Consider the following 17,830-nt stretch of genomic DNA (forward strand, 5'->3'; position numbering starts at 1 on the left):
ATCCCCCGTCAGTCCGGGGTGATCTGCGCCACCATCGCGGCGAGAAAGTGCTCACTGTAGGGCGGTAGCAAACCCCATTCGCGGCGAGGATCGTGTTCCGGGGCCTTGAGTACCGTGCGCAGATGGCTAAACTCGATAAAGCCTTCGCGGCCGTGATAGTGCCCCATGCCCGACGCGCCGACACCGCCAAAGGGCGCGTCATGCAAGGCGGCATGCATCATCACGTCATTGAGGGTGACGCCGCCCGACAAGGTGTGCGTCAGCACATGGTCCTGCTCCCGGGCATCATTGCCAAAGTAGTAAAGGGCCAGCGGTCGCGGGCGGCCGTTTATATGGGCAATGACCTGCTCGACGTCGTCGTAGGGCAACACCACCATCGCCGGACCGAAGATTTCTTCGTGCATGATCAGGCTGTCTTGAGGCGGGTCGATCACCAGTTGCAGCGGACGACGGCGGTTTTGTGGATCGGCCGGCTGTGCGTGAGGCAGGCTCTCGACCCTGGCGCCAGCGTGCCGGGCTTGCTGAACCAGGTTTTCAACTCGGGCCAGGTGCTGGGCATTGACCACCGCCACCACATCCGGGTTGTCACTCACCTCGGGGATCAATTCGCGATAAACGCTGGTAAAGGCGTCGAGGAAGCTTTCCAGTTGCTCGCGTGGCACGTAGACCAGGTCCGGGTTGATGCAGACCTGGCCGCTGTTGGTGGTCTTGGACAAGGCAATACGAAACGCTGTGGTCCCCAGCTCGGCGCTGCGCCCGATAATGACCGGCGACTTCCCGCCCAGCTCCAGGGTCACGGGCACCAGGTTATCGGCTGCATTTCGCATCACCGATTTGGCCACGGCGGTGCTGCCGGTAAACACCAGATGATCGAAAGGCTGCGCCGTGAAGGCCTGGGCCAGATCCGCTCCGCCAGTGACCACTGCCACTTCGAGCGGGTCGAACAGTTCACTGAACAGTTGCGCCACCAGCGCGGCCGTACGCGGCACCACCTCCGAAGGCTTGAGGATCGCCCGGTTACCCGCCGCCAGCGCCGAAGCCAAAGGGCTGAGCAAGGTATACAGCGGCGCGTTCCAGGTGCCCAGAATTCCCACCGTGCCCTTGGGCTGATACATCACCCAGGCTTGGGCACCGAGATGATCGTAGGGACTGAAGACTTGCCGAGGCTCATCCTGCATCCAGCCTTCCAGATGGTCGCGCGCATGTTTGAGCGAACCCAGGGAGCCCAGCACATCATTCATTAACGAGAACCCCTGGGGGCGACCGCCGAAATCACTATCCATGGCCTCTGCCAGCGCCTGGTGGTGCGCCACCAGCATGTCGATCACGCGCTGGATTCGTTCACGCCGTTGCGGCGCACTGACGGCACCCTGGGTGTTGAACGCAGCTTTTTGATCAAGCAACAGGGCCGACAGACCGTCGACGGATGAAATTGCACAACTCATTGGTGCCTCCTCAACTTTACAAGGGCCAGCGCTACACCTCTGCACCCACCATGGCCGTCATTGCACAACGCCCCGAACTGCAAACTAGCCCCAGCCCCCGCCAGCCGCCTCGTCCAAGTGGACGAGTGGGCCAAAAACGTTAGTCCGTTGAGACGATGTGAATCCCCGTTTCGCAAGGAATACTGCCAGCACGCACACTCATTCCATGAGGCCCATCATGGCAACGCCCGCCAGTTTCGACCCTCAAGCGTTTCGCGCCGCGCTCGGCACCTTTACCACAGGGGTGACGATCGTCACCACCCAGGCCGAAGATGGCTCACCGGTTGGTATCACCGCCAACAGCTTCAATTCGGTCTCGCTCAATCCGCCGCTGGTGCTCTGGAGTTTGTCCAAGACCGCCCGCAGTCTGCCGGTCTTCAGCAGCGGCGGCCACTGGAACGTGCACGTCCTGTCGACCGAGCAAGAGTCATTGTCCGGACGCTTTGCCCGCCAGGGCGAAGACAAGTTTTCCGAAATCCAGCTCGACACCGGGATCAGTGGTGCACCCTTGCTGCAGGACTGCACGGCGCGCTTCCAGTGCCGCACGGCGTTCCAGTATGAAGGTGGCGACCATGTGATCTTCGTCGGCGAAGTGCTCGCCTTCGACCACAGCGACCGTGCGCCGCTGGCCTTCCAGAGCGGCCAATACGCCCTGGCGATGCGCAAGCCACGCAGTGAGCTGCGCCTGGCAACCACCCCGCCGCCGCCCGAATGCAGCTACACCGAAGACTTGCTCGGCTACCTGCTCGGCCGCTCGCACTACCAGATGCTGTTTGCGTTGCGACGCCTGCTGAAAAACCAGCAGCTCGATGAGCACGCTTTTTTCATCCTTTCGACCCTGTGCATTCGCGACAACTTGACCCTGGATGAGATCAACACATTCGTCGGCTACACCGGTCATGTGGTCAGTGCTTCGAGCATGCGCTTTCTCGAACGCCAGAACCTGGTGGCCCGAGAGATTGACGGCGAGGAGGTGCGCTATGTGCTGACCGCCGACGGGCGTGAGGCATCGATGCAGGAAGTCGCCTTGGCCAAAGCAGTCGAAGAGGATATTTCCACGCGCCTGGGTGCCGGTGATGCCCAGGCACTCAAGGTGCTGCTCAAGCGCCTGATCGCCACCTCCGACCCAGGCCTGCCGGACCTGTGGGCACCGCGCTGAGTGCGACCTGCGTCGCAACGCTTGAGACAGCAACCGATCCATTGGAACAACAAGGACAGCCATGAGCATTCTGCAACGCTTCAACCTTGCTGGCAGTGTCGCCATTGTCACCGGCAGCGGCCGTGGCATCGGTCGCGCCATTGCCCTGGCCTACGCCGATGCCGGTGCCGATGTGGTCTGCAGCGCCCGCTCGCTGGAAGACATAGAGGCCGTCGCTGAAGAAGTGCGAAGCCGTGGGCGTCGCGCCCTGGCCTTGAGCTGCGATGTCACCGACAGCGAACAGCGCATTGCACTGGTCAGCAACGCCCGCGAACAGATGGGTCGCATTACCCACCTGGTCAATAACGCCGGCGGTGGTGGCCCGAACGACCCGCTGACGATGAGCCCGGAAGATTTCGAGCAGGTGATGAACTTCAACGTCACCGCCGCTTACGCCCTGGCGCAGCAGTGCGTCCCGCTGATGCGCGAAGCCGGGGGCGGCAACATCATCAATATCACCTCGGTCGCGGCCCGCTATGCCCAGCGCCATTTCAGCGCCTATGGCACTGCCAAGGCTGCGCTGACCCACTTGACACGCCTGCTGGCACAAGAGTTCGCGCCGCAGATCAGGGTCAATGCGGTGGCACCGGGACCGATCCTCACCGACGCCCTGGCCGGGGTCATGCCCGACAGCATGCGCAGCACGATGGAAGCCAACACCCCGCTCAAGTGCCTGGGCCAGCCGGAAGATATCGCTGCCGCCGCCCTGTATTTGGCCTGCCCCGCCTCCGCGTGGGTCACCGGCAAAATCATTGATGTCGATGGCGGTGCCGATTCCAGCGTCTGGCCGGGTTGAGGCCTTGTTGCCGGGCGCTGCTGCAAGTCGTCCGGCATTTCATTTACTTGCCACAGAGCGACCTTTCCATGGATGCGCACCTGATTGAATCCTTGGGCGACGAACTGTTCAACGCCCTTCAAGCACGCCAAAGCCTGACGCCGCTGACCCAGCGCTACCCGGCCATCAGCCTCGATGAGGCCTACCGAATTTCCCTGCGCTTCCTGGCCCGGCGTGAAGCCCTGGGTGAGCAGGTGATCGGCAAGAAGATCGGCGTTACCAGCCGCGCCGTGCAAGAAATGCTTGATGTCCATCAACCGGATTTCGGCTTTCTGACCGACCGTATGCAGGTCGCCGATGGCAGCGACATCAGCTTTGCCGCACACCGCCTGGTACAGCCGCGGGCCGAAGGCGAGATCGCCTTTGTACTTGGCGAAGACCTGCAAGGTAGCGACATCAGCGCCGAGGATGTGCTGTCGGCCAGCGAGTGGGTACTGCCGTGCTTCGAAATTGTCGATTCGCGGATCGAGAACTGGCAGATCCGCATTCAGGACACCGTTGCCGACAATGCCTCCTGCGGCGTGTTCGCCCTCGGCCAGCAACGCGTCAATCCCCGTGAACTGGACCTGGCCAAGGTCCAGTTAGAGCTGTTCAAGAACGGCTACCACGTGGGCAGCGGCCTGGGCTCGGCGGTGCAAGGCCACCCCTGCGCGGCCGTGGCCTGGCTGGCCAATACCCTAGGCAAGCTGGGCATCCCCTTTCGCAAGGGTGAAATCATTCTGTCCGGTGCCCTGGCACCGCTGGTACCGGTCGCCCCGGGAGACATCATCAGCCTGTCGCTGAGCGGCCTGGGCGAGATGCACTTGAATTTCGTGCCCTGAATCGTCGCCCACTCTTCTTCTGATCGAGAACAATGCCATGAGCAAAAAGATCAAATGCGCCCTCATCGGGCCAGGCAACATCGGCACCGACCTGTTGTACAAACTCAAGCGCAGCGAAGTACTGGAGCCGGTCTGGATGGTGGGTATCGATGCCACCTCCGAAGGTCTGGCCCGCGCCGCAGCAATGGGTCTGAAGACCACCAGCGAAGGCGTCGACGGTCTGCTGCCGCATGTACTGCAAGACGGTATCCAGATCGCCTTCGATGCGACCTCCGCGTACGTGCATGCCGAGAACAGCCGCAAGCTCAACGCCTTGGGCGTGTTGATGATCGACCTGACCCCGGCAGCCATCGGTCCCTACTGCGTGCCTCCCGTCAACCTCAAGCACAACCTCGGCCTCGGCGCGATGAACGTCAATATGGTCACGTGCGGCGGCCAGGCGACCATTCCACTGGTAGCCGCTGTGTCCCACGTGCAACCGGTGGCCTATGCCGAAATCATTGCCACCGCGGCCTCCAAATCGGTGGGCCCGGGCACACGCAAGAACATCGATGAGTTCACACGCACCACCGCCGCCGCCGTGGAACAGGTCGGCGGCGCGAAAAAAGGCAAGGCGATCATCATCGTCAACCCCGCCGAACCGCCGTTGATCATGCGTGACACCGTGCATTGCCTGACCGAAACCGAGCCCGACCAGGCGGCCATCAGCGCCTCGATCGCGGCCATGATCGAGGAGGTCCAGCGCTATGTGCCCGGCTACAAACTGGTCAACGGTCCGGTGTTCGACGGCAATCGGGTGTCGATCTACATGGAAGTCGAAGGACTGGGTGACTACCTGCCCACCTATGCCGGCAACCTCGACATCATGACCGCCGCTGCGGCGCGCACTGCCGAAATGTTTGCCGAAGAAATGCTCAAGGGCGCACTGACTCTCGGCGCCACCAGCACCCCAAAACCTGCCACCGTCTAAGGAGCGCGCCATGGACCTTCACGGCAAAAAAATTACCGTCCACGACATGTGCCTGCGTGACGGCATGCACCCCAAACGCCACCAGATCACCTTGCAGCAAATGAAAGACATTGCCTGTGGCCTGGACACCGCTGGCGTACCCTTGATTGAAGTCACCCATGGCGATGGCCTGGGCGGAAGCTCGGTGAACTACGGATTTCCGGCGCACAGTGACGAGGAATATTTGTCGGCCGTCATCGGGCTGATGAAAAACGCCAAGGTCTCGGCGCTGTTGTTGCCGGGTATCGGCACGGTCGATCACCTGCACATGGCTTACGAACTGGGTGTCAACACCATTCGCGTCGCCACCCACTGCACCGAAGCTGACGTTTCCGAGCAGCACATTGCCGCGGCCCGCAAGCTGGGCATGGACACCGTCGGTTTTCTGATGATGGCCCATATGAACAGCCCGCAAGGCCTGGTCGACCAGGGCAAGCTGATGGAAAGCTACGGCGCCAATTGCATCTACATTACAGATTCGGCGGGCTACCTGTTGCCCCATGATGTCAGCGCGCGAGTGAGCGCTTTGCACGCCGCGCTCAAGCCCGAAACCGAAATCGGCTTTCATGGCCACCACAACCTTTCGATGGGCGTGTCCAACTCGATCGCGGCGATCGCCGCGGGCGCCACTCGCATCGACGCTGCTTGCGCAGGTCTGGGCGCTGGCGCAGGCAATACACCGATGGAAGTGCTGGTTGCCGTCTGCGACCGCATGGGTATCGAAACCGGGGTCAGTGTCTTCGGCATCCAGGACGTTGCCGAGGATCTGGTGGTACCGATCATGGACTTCCCGATCCGCAGTGACCGCGATGCGCTGACCATGGGTTATGCCGGTGTCTACGGCTCGTTCCTGCTGTTCGCCAAGCGTGCCGAGAAAAAGTACGGCGTCTCCGCGCGGGAAATCCTGGTGGAGATGGGCCGACGGGGCATGGTCGGTGGCCAGGAAGACATGATCGAAGACACCGCCATGACCCTGGCCAGGCAACGTCAAGCCAGCGCCTGAGTAAAGCTTGAGTGCACTACAGGGGCCCAGGTACCGCCTGGTCCCCTGCCCCGGATCATCGCCTGGCCAGGAGTCATCCATGAGCAGTACGCACCCTCAACCCACTGGCTGGCGCAGCCATGGCCTGCTGTTCCTGCTCGCGATGATGTACGCCGACAGCTTTGTCGGGCGGCAGATCATTGCCGTGATGATCGAACCGATCAAACGGGAGTTCGGCGCCAGCGACACCGCCATGGGTCTGGTCTCCGGCCTGGCCTTTGCGGCGGTCTACGTGCTGCTGGGCTTGCCCGCCGGGCGCCTGGCCGACCACCTGCCGCGCACGCGCCTGCTTGCCGTGTCCTGCCTGTTGTGGGCCTTGGCCACCGTGGCCTGCGGCCTGTCCACAAGCTTTGCGATGCTGGTGATCGCGCGCATGGCCGTGGCCGTGTTCGAGTCTCCGAGCACCTCCACCTCCATGTCGATCATCGCCGATGTCTACCCGCCGCACCGGCGCTCGTTTGCCATCAGTTGCTACACTGCAGCACCGACTTTTTCGACGATCATCGCCCTCAGCATCGGCGCCTGGGTGGTCGACAACCATGGTTGGCGTAGCGCCTTCGTTGCCGTCGCGCTGCCGGCCCTGGTGATCAGTGCGGTATTCGCCTTCGTGATGCGCGATCCGGCACGAGGTCGGTTTGACCTCAGCCACACGCACACCGCGCACCCGGTGCAAAGCCTGCTGGGCAGCGCCCGCGAGCTGCTGGCCCAACCGGCCTACCGCTGCCTGGTGCTAGCTTGCGGCATCACCAGCTTCAGCGCCTATGCCTACGCCATGTGGAACGCCAGTTTCCTGGTGCGCTCCCACGACATGCCCCTGCAATACGCCGGCATCCTCGCCGGCCTGGTCGGCGGCACTTGCGCCGGACTCGGCGCGCTGTTCAGCGGCTGGCTGACCGACCGCCTGGCGGTGAAGAACCCGCACTGGCAAATCGGCATCCCGGTCATCGGCCATTTGCTCGGCGGCTGCGCGATGGTCATCTACCTGCTCTGGCCTCGCGACATCCTTCTGTACGCTGGCGCAGTACCGGTGCCCAGTGCCATGCTCTGGTGCGCCCTGACCAGCTTCTTCTCTGTCTGGTGGGTCGGCCCCTCGTTCTCGCTCCTGACCCAGCTGGTGCCGGCGCACCGCCGCGCGACCGGCGTAGCGCTGCAGACCATCATCTCGACCCTGTGTGGCGTCGGCATCGGCCCGCTGGCCACAGGCTTGCTCAGCGATGCCCTGATGCCGATGTTCGCTGGAGAGTCGTTGCGTTACGCCTTGCTGCTGGTCAGTTGCACCCTCGTCATTGCGATCATTCTGCTCTGGCGGACCTATAAGCATTTGACACTGAACCAAACCACTACAACATCGCCGTCATCCCTGGGGCCGGTATCGGCAGGAAGTGATGCCGGGTGACGGGTTCGACATTCTCAAGAAATACGACGCGATCCACTTCGACGCGCTCGGTTGGCCAGACGTTGTACCCGAACACATTTCATTGTGGGACTCGCTGTCGCAAAAGAAAAAAAACAGAAAAAAAACGAAATTGTCCACTAAGGCGTTGATTCCCTTTATCCTCGGTGCAAATCCTAGTGAAAAGCCATGCCCTGCTCATGACCGTTGACTGTTCCCCATGCGCAAACTTCTGTACCTGACTTTCTCCATGGCGCTGGTCGCTGCTCTTGCGACCTACGCAATGTGGGCCGCGGATCGCCCGCCGGGCCTTTACCTCTCGGATCTGCGGATCGATGTCGCCGTCGACCAGGGCACACCTGCTGACCGCGGCAATTTGCTGGGCATCCAGCCCGAGCTGTTTCCCACCGACTACCAAAGCCCGGAACGCTTGCACCGTAAACTCGCCGCCTACTTGCAGACAGCCCGGGATCAGGGCCTGCTGAATGAAAAAACCATCGTCGTATTGCCGGAACATGTTGGCACCTGGCTGATGGTCAGCGGCGAAAAAGACGAGTTGTACCAGGCCACCACGTTCAAGGAGGCCATGAACTGGCTGGCCGTGAGCAATCCTTTGAAGTTCCTCCGCGCGCTGATCGGTGCCGAGGGCGACAGCCGTATCGAGGACGCGCACCTGCGCATGAAAGCCAAAGGCATGGCCAAGGATTACCAGGCGTTGTTCGGCGGGCTGGCCAAGGAATTTCACGTCACCCTGGTGGCAGGCTCCATTGTGCTGCCCGAACCCAGTGTCATCGACGGTACGCTGAAAATCGGTCGTGGCGCTTTGTTCAACAGCAGCGTGGTTTTTGGCCGCGATGGCCTGCCCATCGGCCAGCCCCAGCGCCAGATGCATCCGGTTTTTGAGCAACAGGAAGCGATCAAGGCCAACGGCGAACACTCGCTCAATGTCGTCGACACCCCGGCCGGGCGCCTGGGCGTGCTCATCGGCAGCGACAGCTGGTACCCGGACAACTACCGCAAACTCGACACTCAACAGGCACAGCTGGTCGCCGTCCCGGCGTTCGTTGCCGGCCGCGGTAGCTGGGACCAGCCGTGGCGCGGCTACAGGGACTCATCGACACCCGGCTCCGTCAGCCTCAAGACCGGGGAAGTCAGTGAAGGCCAGGCCTGGCAGCGCCTGAACCTGAGTACTCAGGCACCCGCCAGCCGGGCCATCGCCGGCATGAGCGTATTCCTGCGCGGACAGTTTTGGGATCAGGGCAGCGCCGGGCAGAGTTTTCTCAGCAGCAACGGCCAACATTTCGTCGATGGCAAGGCCCGTGGCGCGCGCTTGTTGAACCTTTGGCTGTAGGCCATGAAACCCACCCCAATGCGCCTGGGAGATCTATCGGTGGGCTTTGTCCACAGTCTGGCCGACGCCGTGCGCAGCCACGGCACAGATCCGCAGCCACTGCTCGAGCAATATGGCCTTGATGCGGCTCGACTGGGTGAAGCCGGTGCCCGTCTCTCGATCCCGCGCTACATGCGCCTGGGCCACGCGGCCATCCAGTTGACCGGCGACCCGGCACTCGGCTTGCGGATGGGCCAGCTCAGCCGCCTGAGCCAGGCCGGCCTTGCCGGCGTCACTGCCGCCCAGGCACCGACGGTGCGTGAGGCGGCGCGATGCCTGATTCGCTTCGAAGCCTTGTATGGCTCCAATTATCGCGGTCAATCGAGCTTCCACGAAGACGCTCAGGGTGCCTGGTTGCGCTTTTACTCCATCAGCCCCTACAACGGCTATAACCGCTTCGTGGTGGATTCGATCATCGGCGGCTGGTTGCAGCAATTGTCCAGCGTCAGCCCTGTCCGCCTGCGCGCCGAACGCATCGATATCGAGTTCGAAGCGCCCGGCTACCGCGCGGCCTACGAGGTGCTGGGCGACTGCCCGATCCAGTTTGGCGCCGAGCACAATCAGTTGCGCCTGAGCCTGGCCAGCCTTGCCCAGCGCAACCCCGAGCATTGCCCCAGCACCTGGCGGCATCTGCTGCAACTGTGTGAACGGGAGCTGGAGCAATTGACCCGCACCCGCAGCCTGCGTGAACGCATCACCCAGCTGCTGGGGCCATTGCTCAATGGTGGCCGGGAACCCGACCTGGAAGAAGTGGCGGCACGCCTGAAACTGCCGGTGTGGACCTTGCGCCGCAAGCTCGCCGAAGAAGGCACGCAATTTCGCGCGATTCTCAACGACACCCGTCGCGACCTGGCCATGACCTACATTCGCGACACCGAACTGGCGTTCGGAGAAATCGCCTATCTGCTGGGCTTTGCTTCAGCCGAAGCCTTTCAACGCGCCTTCAAGCGCTGGACTGCCCAGACACCTGGCGAGTTTCGGCGTAGTCGGAAAGAAACAGCCATAGGCAGCAAGCTTTAAGCTGAAAGTTAAAGCTCGGTAGCGTCTTCGGCGGGCTCCAGCGGGTCCAGTTCAAACGCCTGATACTCGAGCAGCTCTTCTTGATAATCGTCCATTTTCGAATCCCCCACAGCCCATTAAAAAAACGTCTGAATGAATGACCAGCGCCTTGAGCCTAAAGTGCCCGCATGAAAGAAAAATGACGCGGACACGACACTTCGTCGCCTACAGATAAAACGTAGCAGGCAGAAGGGAATTTATCACAGGATTTTTTCGCTGCAGGCCGCAGGACGACGGTCTGTTTGACGGAGATCAAATTTTGTTGCGGTGACGGGGCCGGCGCGATGCCGCCTGGCCCCGTGGCGCCAATCACTGGCCAGTGATGGGCATGGCCTGGATTGGTTCCGAAGGTGGTGTCATGTCGCTCGGGTTGGCCGGTGGCGTGATAGTTTCCGTTGAAGGCGCTGGCTCGACATTTTGAGTTGAAGTAATCGGTGCGGCCTCAGGCGGCGGCGCTACCGGCTCGGAAGCGGCCGGGGCAACTTCAGTGGCCTTGGCGGCCTCTGGCGCCGGCGCAGGCTGTGCCGCGGATTCCGGGGCCAACGGCGCCGCTGCTGGCTTGGGCTCGGGCACACCCAGGTCGGCTTTAGGTTTGTCGGGGATGTGCGCCGCTTGTTTCACTTCCTTGGGCAGGAACAGCTCGACCAGGGCGAAGAAACGCTCGTAGAACTTGGCCGATGTGACGGTTTCGCTGGCGACCTTGACCATCGAGTCGTCGGACGAGCCGATCGGCATCGACACCGAGCCCAGCACGCCGACACCGAGGCTTGCCGAGTTGTTGGTTTTCTTCAGCGCGTATTTGTCCTGCAGGGCGTTGGCGAACACGGTGGCGTGATGCGCCGAGGTGCCGTCTTCGGCACAGACCACACTGAAACTGATTTCCATGTGGGTTTCACCGGTCTGCTGGAAGCTCTTGTGCCCACTGACCAGCTTAGGATCACTGCTGGTGATGATATAGCCCTGGCTCAGCAAGGCTCGACGAGCTGCTTCACAGGAGGCCGAATCGGTCACCGGGTAGTTACGGGAAAACGTTCCGGAATCATCGAAGTTCTCATGCTCGTAGATGGCGGCTTTCTTCGACGAACAACCGGCAGCAGCAGCCAGCACCAAGGCCAGCCCGACAACCCGCATGGGAATTGATTTAAACATTGAACATCCTGAGAGAAACGGTTCGGGGCGTATTGTGCAACAGATCGATGCTTAGCGGCGCACCGATTGTGTCTTAAAACAGTTACAAAACTGTTGACCCGATGGTCGGGAGAAAATTGCCTGCGTTGTGCAATACAGCCGAAAAAAAACCCCGGCCTTGCGGCCGGGGTCTTCGTTTCATGCAAAAAGCTCGTACTCAGATCAGAAACGCTCGATCTCGGCCTGGCTTTCCAGCTGCTTGCGGTAAGCAGCGAAGTCTTGCTGGCCAATGCGCGAAGCGAGGAAGCGACGGTATTGAGCCTTCTCTTCTTCGGTTGGCGTGGCGGCCTCGTTCACGCCGTTCAGACGCACGATCATCAGGCTGCCATCAGGCAAGGTGACACTGCTGAAGGTCGGCTTGTCCTTGGCGGCTGGCTTGGGCATGCGGAACAGCGCCTGCAGCACAGTCGGGTCCAGCCCTTCCTGAGTGCGGGTCGCGGCTTCGGTAACCTTCCAGTTCTGACCGTCGACCGAGCTATCCAGTGGCGTCTTGCCATCGCGCAGGCTGGCAATCAGCTCGTCAGCCTTGGTCTTGGCGGCGGCACTGGCGTGCTCCTTGGCCAATTGCGCACGGATCGGGCCATCGACCTTTTCCAATGGCAGTTGCGTTGGCTTGAGGTGTTCCTTGGCGCGCAACACGATTACGGTCTCAGGGTCGAGCTCGATGGCGGTGCTGTTGGCATTCTCTTCCAGCACTTCCGGGCTGAACGCTGCGGCGATCACGGCACGGTTGGCCGCAATGCCTTCACCACCTTCACGGCCGAACGGCTTGGAGGTGTGAACGGTCAGCTTCAAGTCCTGCGCAGGCTGGACCAGGTCGGACGCTTCGAACGAGGCGTCTTCCAGTTGCTTGGTCGCCTCGACGAAACGCTGCTCGACCTGCTGGGCCTTCAATTCGCGGGTCAGCTTGTCTTTCAGGCTGGCGAACGTCGGCACTTCAGGCGCTTCCACGCCCAGCAGCTTGATCAGGTGGAAACCGAAGTCGGTGCGAACCGGCTCGGATACCTGATCCTTGGCCAGCGAATACAGGGCTTTCTCGAACGCCGGGTCATACACGCCAGGACCTGCGTAGCCCAGGTCGCCGCCGTTGTTCGCCGAACCCGGGTCCTGGGAGAATTCCTTGGCCAGGGCTTCGAACGTCTCGCCCTTGTTCAGGCGGGCCTGGATCTCTTCGATCTTGGCCTTGGCCTGCGCTTCGGTCGTCTTGTCGTTCACTTCGATCAGGATGTGCGAAGCCTGGCGTTGCTCGGACAGGTTCGCCGTCTCTTTCTGATAAGCCGCTTGCAGGTCTTCGTCCTTGACGCTGACTTGATCAAAGAAGGAAGCCTTCTTCAACTCCAGGTAATCGATGACCACCTGATCCGGCGTCATGAATTCCTTGGCGTGCTCGTCGTAATAGGCCTTGACCTCTTCGTCGGTCAGCTTTACGGCTGCCGGGTCGACCTTGATGCTCAAGGACGCGAAATCGCGGGTCTGTTTTTCCAGTCGGGCAAAGGCCAGAACCTGGGCATCGGTGACGAAACCGCTGCCCGCCAAACCGGCGCGCAGCTGACCGATCAGCATCTCCTGAGCCAGCATCTGGCGGAACTGCATACGGCTGTAGCCGAGTTGACGAATCACCTGGTCGAAACGCTCAGGGCTGAACTTGCCATCAACCTGGAATTCAGGCGTTTGCAGGATGACCTGGTCCAGCGCCGCTTCGGAGAAAGCGAATTTGGATTTTTCAGCGCCTTGCAACAGCAGTTTGCGGTCGATCAGGCCTTTGAGGGCCGATTCGCGCAGCATCTTTTCGTCGAGCAAGGAGGCGTCGAAATCCTTGCCCAGCTGTTGCATGAGTTGACGGCGTTGCATATCGACCGCCTGGCTCAGCTCGTTCTGGCTGATTTCTTCATCATTGACCTTCGCCGCCTCATTTTTGTTCGTCGTAGCCTGAAAAATGGCGTCGAAACCGGTCAGAGCCATCAATGCAACGATGACCCCAATAATGGTCTTGGCAATCCAGCCTTGTGAATTGTCCCTGATATTCTGCAGCATGCGTCCCCCATAAACGGTTGAACTTCAAAAATTAGGCAACCGTGGAGCGTGGGTAGAATCCGGATAGAAGAAAGGCGCATCCGAGGATGCGCCTTCTCGTAACTGGCGGAGCGGACCGATGACTCGACTGTGCAAGCCTCGGTGTCTCGGACCGGCGACCCGCCGACTGGACTACCGCTCCGCTGCCAGGTCAGGCATGACCCCGACCCGGATAGGCAAAAACCTGAATGGAACTTAGTTGACCGCTTCTTTCAGTGCTTTACCGGCTTTGAAACCTGGTTTTTTGGCAGCTGCGATTTCCAGCGTCTTACCGGTCTGTGGGTTACGACCGATGCGGGCTGGACGATCAGTTACGGAGAAGGTACCGAAACCAACCAGAACCACGGAGTCGCCGGCCTTGAGAGCGCCAGTGACGGATTCGATTACAGCGTCCAGCGCACGGCCAGCAGCAGCTTTCGGTATATCAGCGGATGCAGCGATAGCATCAATCAGTTCCGACTTGTTCACTCTAAGTCCCCTTATATCTATTTGAGTATGATTCTAAGTTTTTTGGTGAAAGCAAAAACGAGTGCTGAATGGCCTACAGACACTTAAGAGCCGCTTTATAACAAGGGCTCTAAAAAGCTGTCAAGGAAGCCCCCCAGGCAAATACGTACTAATGCGTGCTAATTCTTTCCTTAGAATCCGACTCGCGTTTTTCATCCTTCGCGACTATCTCCGGAGCCACATCCGGCAAGGGCTCCGGGGCGTATTGCAGCGCAATTTGCAGGACCTCGTCAATCCATTTAACTGGTTTAATCTGAAGATCTTGCTTGATATTGTCCGGAATCTCCTTCAAATCGCGAACATTCTCTTCAGGAATGATCACGATCTTGATTCCTCCACGATGTGCGGCGAGCAGTTTTTCTTTCAAGCCACCGATCGCCAATACCTGACCACGCAGGGTAATTTCACCCGTCATGGCAACATCCGCGCGTACGGGAATGCTGGTCAGTGCCGACACCAACGCCGTGCACATGCCTACGCCGGCGCTCGGGCCGTCTTTCGGGGTCGCCCCTTCCGGCATGTGGATGTGCGTGTCGCGCTTCTCGTGGAAGTCCAGGGGGATCCCCAGGCTCTTGGCACGGCTGCGGACAACGGTCAGGGCTGCGGTGATCGATTCGACCATCACGTCACCCAAAGACCCGGTCTTGATCAGCTGGCCCTTGCCCGGAACGACGGCGGCTTCGATGGTCAGCAATTCACCGCCCACCTGAGTCCACGCCAAGCCGGTCACCTGACCGATCTGGTCCTGCTGTTCTGCCAGGCCGTAGCGGAATTTACGCACGCCCAGGAAGTGTTCCAGATCATCCGCAGTGACCTTCACCGAAAAGCGTTTTTCCAGCGCATGCTCTTTGACCGCCTTGCGGCAAACCTTGGCAATCTGGCGCTCCAGGCCCCGTACACCGGCTTCGCGGGTGTAGTAGCGGATAATGTCGCGGATCGCTTCGGCGTCGAATTCCAGCTCGCCTTTCTTCAGGCCGTTGGCCGTGATCTGTTTGGGCGAGAGGTATTTGACGGCGATGTTGATCTTTTCGTCTTCCGTGTAACCGGGCAGGCGAATGACTTCCATCCGGTCCAGCAGCGCTGGCGGGATGTTCATGGAGTTGGACGTGCACAGGAACATCACATCGGACAGGTCGTAATCGACTTCCAGATAGTGATCGTTGAAGTTGTGGTTCTGCTCGGGATCGAGCACTTCCAGCAACGCCGACGCCGGATCGCCACGCATGTCGCTGCCCATCTTGTCGATTTCATCGAGCAGGAACAGCGGGTTGCGCACACCCACCTTTGTCATCTTTTGAATCAATCTTCCTGGCATCGAACCGATGTAAGTACGGCGATGACCACGAATTTCCGCTTCATCGCGCACGCCGCCGAGGGCCATGCGCACGAATTTACGGTTGGTGGCGTGTGCAATGGACTCCGCCAGCGAGGTTTTACCCACCCCTGGAGGGCCGACCAGGCACAACACCGGACCACGGATCTTCTTCACGCGCTTCTGCACGGCGAGGTATTCGAGAATCCGTTCCTTGACCTCTTCGAGGCCGTAGTGATCAGCGTCGAGAATGTCTTCTGCGCGAGCCAGATCAAGGCGCACCTTGCTCTGGGCCTTCCACGGCACCTGGACCAGCCAGTCAATGTAGGAACGAACCACCGTCGCTTCGGCGGACATCGGCGACATTTGCTTGAGCTTGTTCAGTTCGGCGGTCGCCTTGGCGAGCGCGTCTTTGGGCAGGCCGGCGGCATCAATGCGCTTTTTCAGCTCTTCGACTTCGTTATGCCCTTCGTCGCTGTCGCCGAGCTCTTTCTGAATGGCCTTCATCTGCTCATTCAGGTAGTACTCGCGCTGACTGCGCTCCATTTGCTTTTTAACACGACCGCGAATGCGTTTTTCGACCTGCAGCAGGTCGATCTCGGCATCCAGCAAGGCCAGCACGTGCTCGACACGTGCCGACAAATCGATGATTTCGAGGATTTCCTGCTTCTGCTCGATTTTCAGCGCCATGTGCGCGGCCATGGTGTCGACCAGGCGGCCTGGCTCATCGATACTGTTGAGCGACGACAGGACCTCGGCAGGGACTTTCTTGCCCAACTGCACGTATTGTTCGAACTGCGACAGCAGGCTGCGGACAAACACTTCCGACTCGCGCTCAGGCGCATCGACCTCGTCGATCAACGAGACTTCGGCGCGGCAGTGGCCATCCACTTCGCTGAAGCGCTCCACGGCGCCGCGCTGCTCGCCCTCGACCAGAACCTTGACCGTGCCGTCAGGCAGCTTGAGCAGCTGCAGGACGGTCGCAATCGTACCTACGCGATAAAGTGCGTCTTCACCGGGATCGTCGTCAGCAGGGTTTCTCTGGGCCAGCAGAAGGATCTGCTTGTCGCCCGTCATCGCTGCCTCGAGGGCTTCGATGGATTTCTCGCGCCCCACGAACAGCGGGATAACCATGTGCGGATAAACCACGACATCACGCAATGGCAGGAGAGGCAATTCGATGGTTGTCTTCATGATTTCGCCTCTACGGCGGCCATAAGGCCGGAAACAGATGGAAGTAAGCTTGAAACCAAGATGGGGGCTGCCTTAAAAAAAAACAAGCACAAAGACAGCGTTAAAACCCGGAAAAAGCAAAGGGGCCCGAAGGCCCCTTCTTTGTACCGGCAGCGTGACACTTAGGCGTCTGGCGCGGCCTTGGCAGCAGGCTCACTGTTTTCGTAGATATACAGTGGCTTGGACTTGCCTTCTATAACGCTTTCGTCGATCACTACTTTACTCACCTCGGACTGCGAGGGGATTTCGTACATGGTGTCGAGCAGCACACCTTCGAGAATCGAACGCAGGCCACGGGCGCCGGTCTTGCGTTCCAGCGCGCGTTTGGCGACCGATTTCAGTGCGTCGGCCCGGAATTCCAAGTCCACGCCTTCCATCTCGAACAGCTTGGCGTATTGCTTGGTCAGCGCGTTTTTCGGCTCGGTGAGGATCTGCATCAGAGCAGCTTCATCAAGCTCGTCCAGCGTCGCCAGGACCGGCAGACGACCGACGAACTCCGGGATCAGACCGAACTTGACCAGATCGTCAGGCTCGACTTCACGCAGGGACTCACCGACTTTCTTGCCTTCTTCCTTGCTGCGAACTTCCGCGTTGAAACCGATGCCGCCCTTGGTGGAACGGTTCTGAATAACCTTTTCCAGACCGGAGAACGCACCACCGCAGATGAACAGGATGTTACGGGTGTCGACCTGAAGGAATTCCTGCTGCGGATGCTTGCGACCACCTTGGGGCGGAACGGAAGCGACCGTGCCTTCGATCAACTTGAGCAGGGCCTGCTGCACGCCTTCACCGGAAACGTCCCGGGTGATCGACGGGTTGTCAGACTTGCGCGAAATCTTGTCGATTTCGTCGATGTAGACAATGCCCATCTGGGCTTTTTCCACGTCGTAATCGCACTTCTGCAGCAGCTTCTGAATAATGTTCTCGACATCTTCACCCACATAACCCGCCTCGGTGAGGGTGGTTGCGTCGGCGATGGTGAACGGAACGTTCAGCAAGCGAGCCAGGGTTTCGGCAAGCAGGGTCTTACCCGAGCCTGTCGGGCCGATCAGCAGGATGTTGCTCTTGCCGAGTTCGACGTCGTCATTCTTCTTGTCACGTTGGTTCAGGCGCTTGTAGTGGTTGTACACCGCTACGGCCAGAACCTTTTTCGCACGCTCCTGACCAATAACGTATTGATCAAGGATGCCGCTGATTTCTTTAGGCGAAGGCAATTTATGCGCGCTGCTTTCGGCCTGGGCTTCCTGCACCTCCTCACGGATGATGTCATTGCACAGGTCGACGCA

Annotated in this window: 14 protein-coding genes and 1 tRNA gene; 8 read left to right on the forward strand and 7 right to left on the reverse strand. The window is 60.2% G+C overall.

Annotated elements, in window-relative coordinates; all coding sequences use genetic code 11:
- Positions 1–8: 8 nt before the first annotated feature.
- Entirely contained in the window at positions 9–1,445 is a 1,437-nt protein-coding gene (locus ACIO0C_RS12680; protein ID WP_401312270.1) for a coniferyl aldehyde dehydrogenase, read from the reverse strand.
- 217 nt (positions 1,446–1,662) lie between these two features.
- Between ACIO0C_RS12680 and ACIO0C_RS12685 the strand changes: the two genes are divergently transcribed.
- From ACIO0C_RS12685 to ACIO0C_RS12720, 8 genes are all read left to right on the forward strand, one after another.
- Positions 1,663–2,643, forward strand: a complete 981-nt coding sequence (locus ACIO0C_RS12685; RefSeq protein ID WP_008062486.1) for a flavin reductase — start codon at positions 1,663–1,665, stop codon at positions 2,641–2,643.
- 61 nt (positions 2,644–2,704) lie between these two features.
- Positions 2,705–3,478, forward strand: coding sequence for a glucose 1-dehydrogenase (locus ACIO0C_RS12690; protein WP_008062485.1), 774 nt, complete (start codon positions 2,705–2,707; stop codon positions 3,476–3,478).
- A 68-nt stretch (positions 3,479–3,546) separates the two neighbouring features.
- Positions 3,547–4,338, forward strand: coding sequence for a fumarylacetoacetate hydrolase family protein (locus ACIO0C_RS12695; RefSeq protein ID WP_401312274.1), 792 nt, complete (start codon positions 3,547–3,549; stop codon positions 4,336–4,338).
- 37 nt (positions 4,339–4,375) lie between these two features.
- Positions 4,376–5,308, forward strand: a complete 933-nt coding sequence (locus ACIO0C_RS12700) for an acetaldehyde dehydrogenase (acetylating) (protein WP_401312276.1) — start codon at positions 4,376–4,378, stop codon at positions 5,306–5,308.
- Between the two features lie 10 nt (positions 5,309–5,318).
- The gene (dmpG, locus tag ACIO0C_RS12705; RefSeq protein ID WP_401312279.1) at positions 5,319–6,350 is read left to right on the forward strand and encodes a 4-hydroxy-2-oxovalerate aldolase; all 1,032 of its coding nucleotides are present in this window, start codon (positions 5,319–5,321) and stop codon (positions 6,348–6,350) included.
- A 79-nt stretch (positions 6,351–6,429) separates the two neighbouring features.
- Complete coding sequence (locus ACIO0C_RS12710; RefSeq protein ID WP_401312282.1) at positions 6,430–7,785, forward strand: spinster family MFS transporter; 1,356 nt, start codon at positions 6,430–6,432, stop codon at positions 7,783–7,785.
- Positions 7,786–8,002: 217 nt separating this feature from the next.
- The gene (locus ACIO0C_RS12715) at positions 8,003–9,133 is read left to right on the forward strand and encodes a carbon-nitrogen hydrolase family protein (protein ID WP_401312285.1); all 1,131 of its coding nucleotides are present in this window, start codon (positions 8,003–8,005) and stop codon (positions 9,131–9,133) included.
- Positions 9,134–9,136: 3 nt separating this feature from the next.
- Positions 9,137–10,192: an AraC family transcriptional regulator gene (locus ACIO0C_RS12720; protein ID WP_401312288.1), complete on the forward strand. Its 1,056-nt coding sequence runs from the start codon at positions 9,137–9,139 to the stop codon at positions 10,190–10,192.
- A 348-nt stretch (positions 10,193–10,540) separates the two neighbouring features.
- Here the strand turns inward: ACIO0C_RS12720 and ACIO0C_RS12725 are convergent, their stop codons facing one another.
- The 6 genes from ACIO0C_RS12725 to clpX form a co-directional block, all read right to left on the reverse strand.
- Positions 10,541–11,380, reverse strand: coding sequence for a DUF2242 domain-containing protein (locus ACIO0C_RS12725; RefSeq protein WP_401312291.1), 840 nt, complete (start codon positions 11,378–11,380; stop codon positions 10,541–10,543).
- Between the two features lie 201 nt (positions 11,381–11,581).
- On the reverse strand, positions 11,582–13,453 hold the full coding sequence (locus ACIO0C_RS12730; RefSeq protein WP_401312294.1) for a SurA N-terminal domain-containing protein: 1,872 nt from the start codon (positions 13,451–13,453) through the stop codon (positions 11,582–11,584).
- Between the two features lie 103 nt (positions 13,454–13,556).
- Positions 13,557–13,634 (reverse strand) — tRNA-Leu (locus tag ACIO0C_RS12735).
- 53 nt (positions 13,635–13,687) lie between these two features.
- On the reverse strand, positions 13,688–13,960 hold the full coding sequence (locus ACIO0C_RS12740; RefSeq protein WP_002552737.1) for an HU family DNA-binding protein: 273 nt from the start codon (positions 13,958–13,960) through the stop codon (positions 13,688–13,690).
- Between the two features lie 148 nt (positions 13,961–14,108).
- The gene (gene lon / locus ACIO0C_RS12745; protein ID WP_401312297.1) at positions 14,109–16,505 is read right to left on the reverse strand and encodes an endopeptidase La; all 2,397 of its coding nucleotides are present in this window, start codon (positions 16,503–16,505) and stop codon (positions 14,109–14,111) included.
- A gap of 161 nt (positions 16,506–16,666) precedes the next feature.
- A partial coding sequence (gene clpX / locus ACIO0C_RS12750) for an ATP-dependent Clp protease ATP-binding subunit ClpX (protein WP_401312300.1) occupies positions 16,667–17,830 on the reverse strand: 1,164 nt, incomplete at its 5' end.

Origin of the sequence: Pseudomonas sp. NPDC087336, from assembly GCF_044744285.1 — a bacterium.
In the GTDB taxonomy this organism is placed as follows: domain Bacteria; phylum Pseudomonadota; class Gammaproteobacteria; order Pseudomonadales; family Pseudomonadaceae; genus Aquipseudomonas.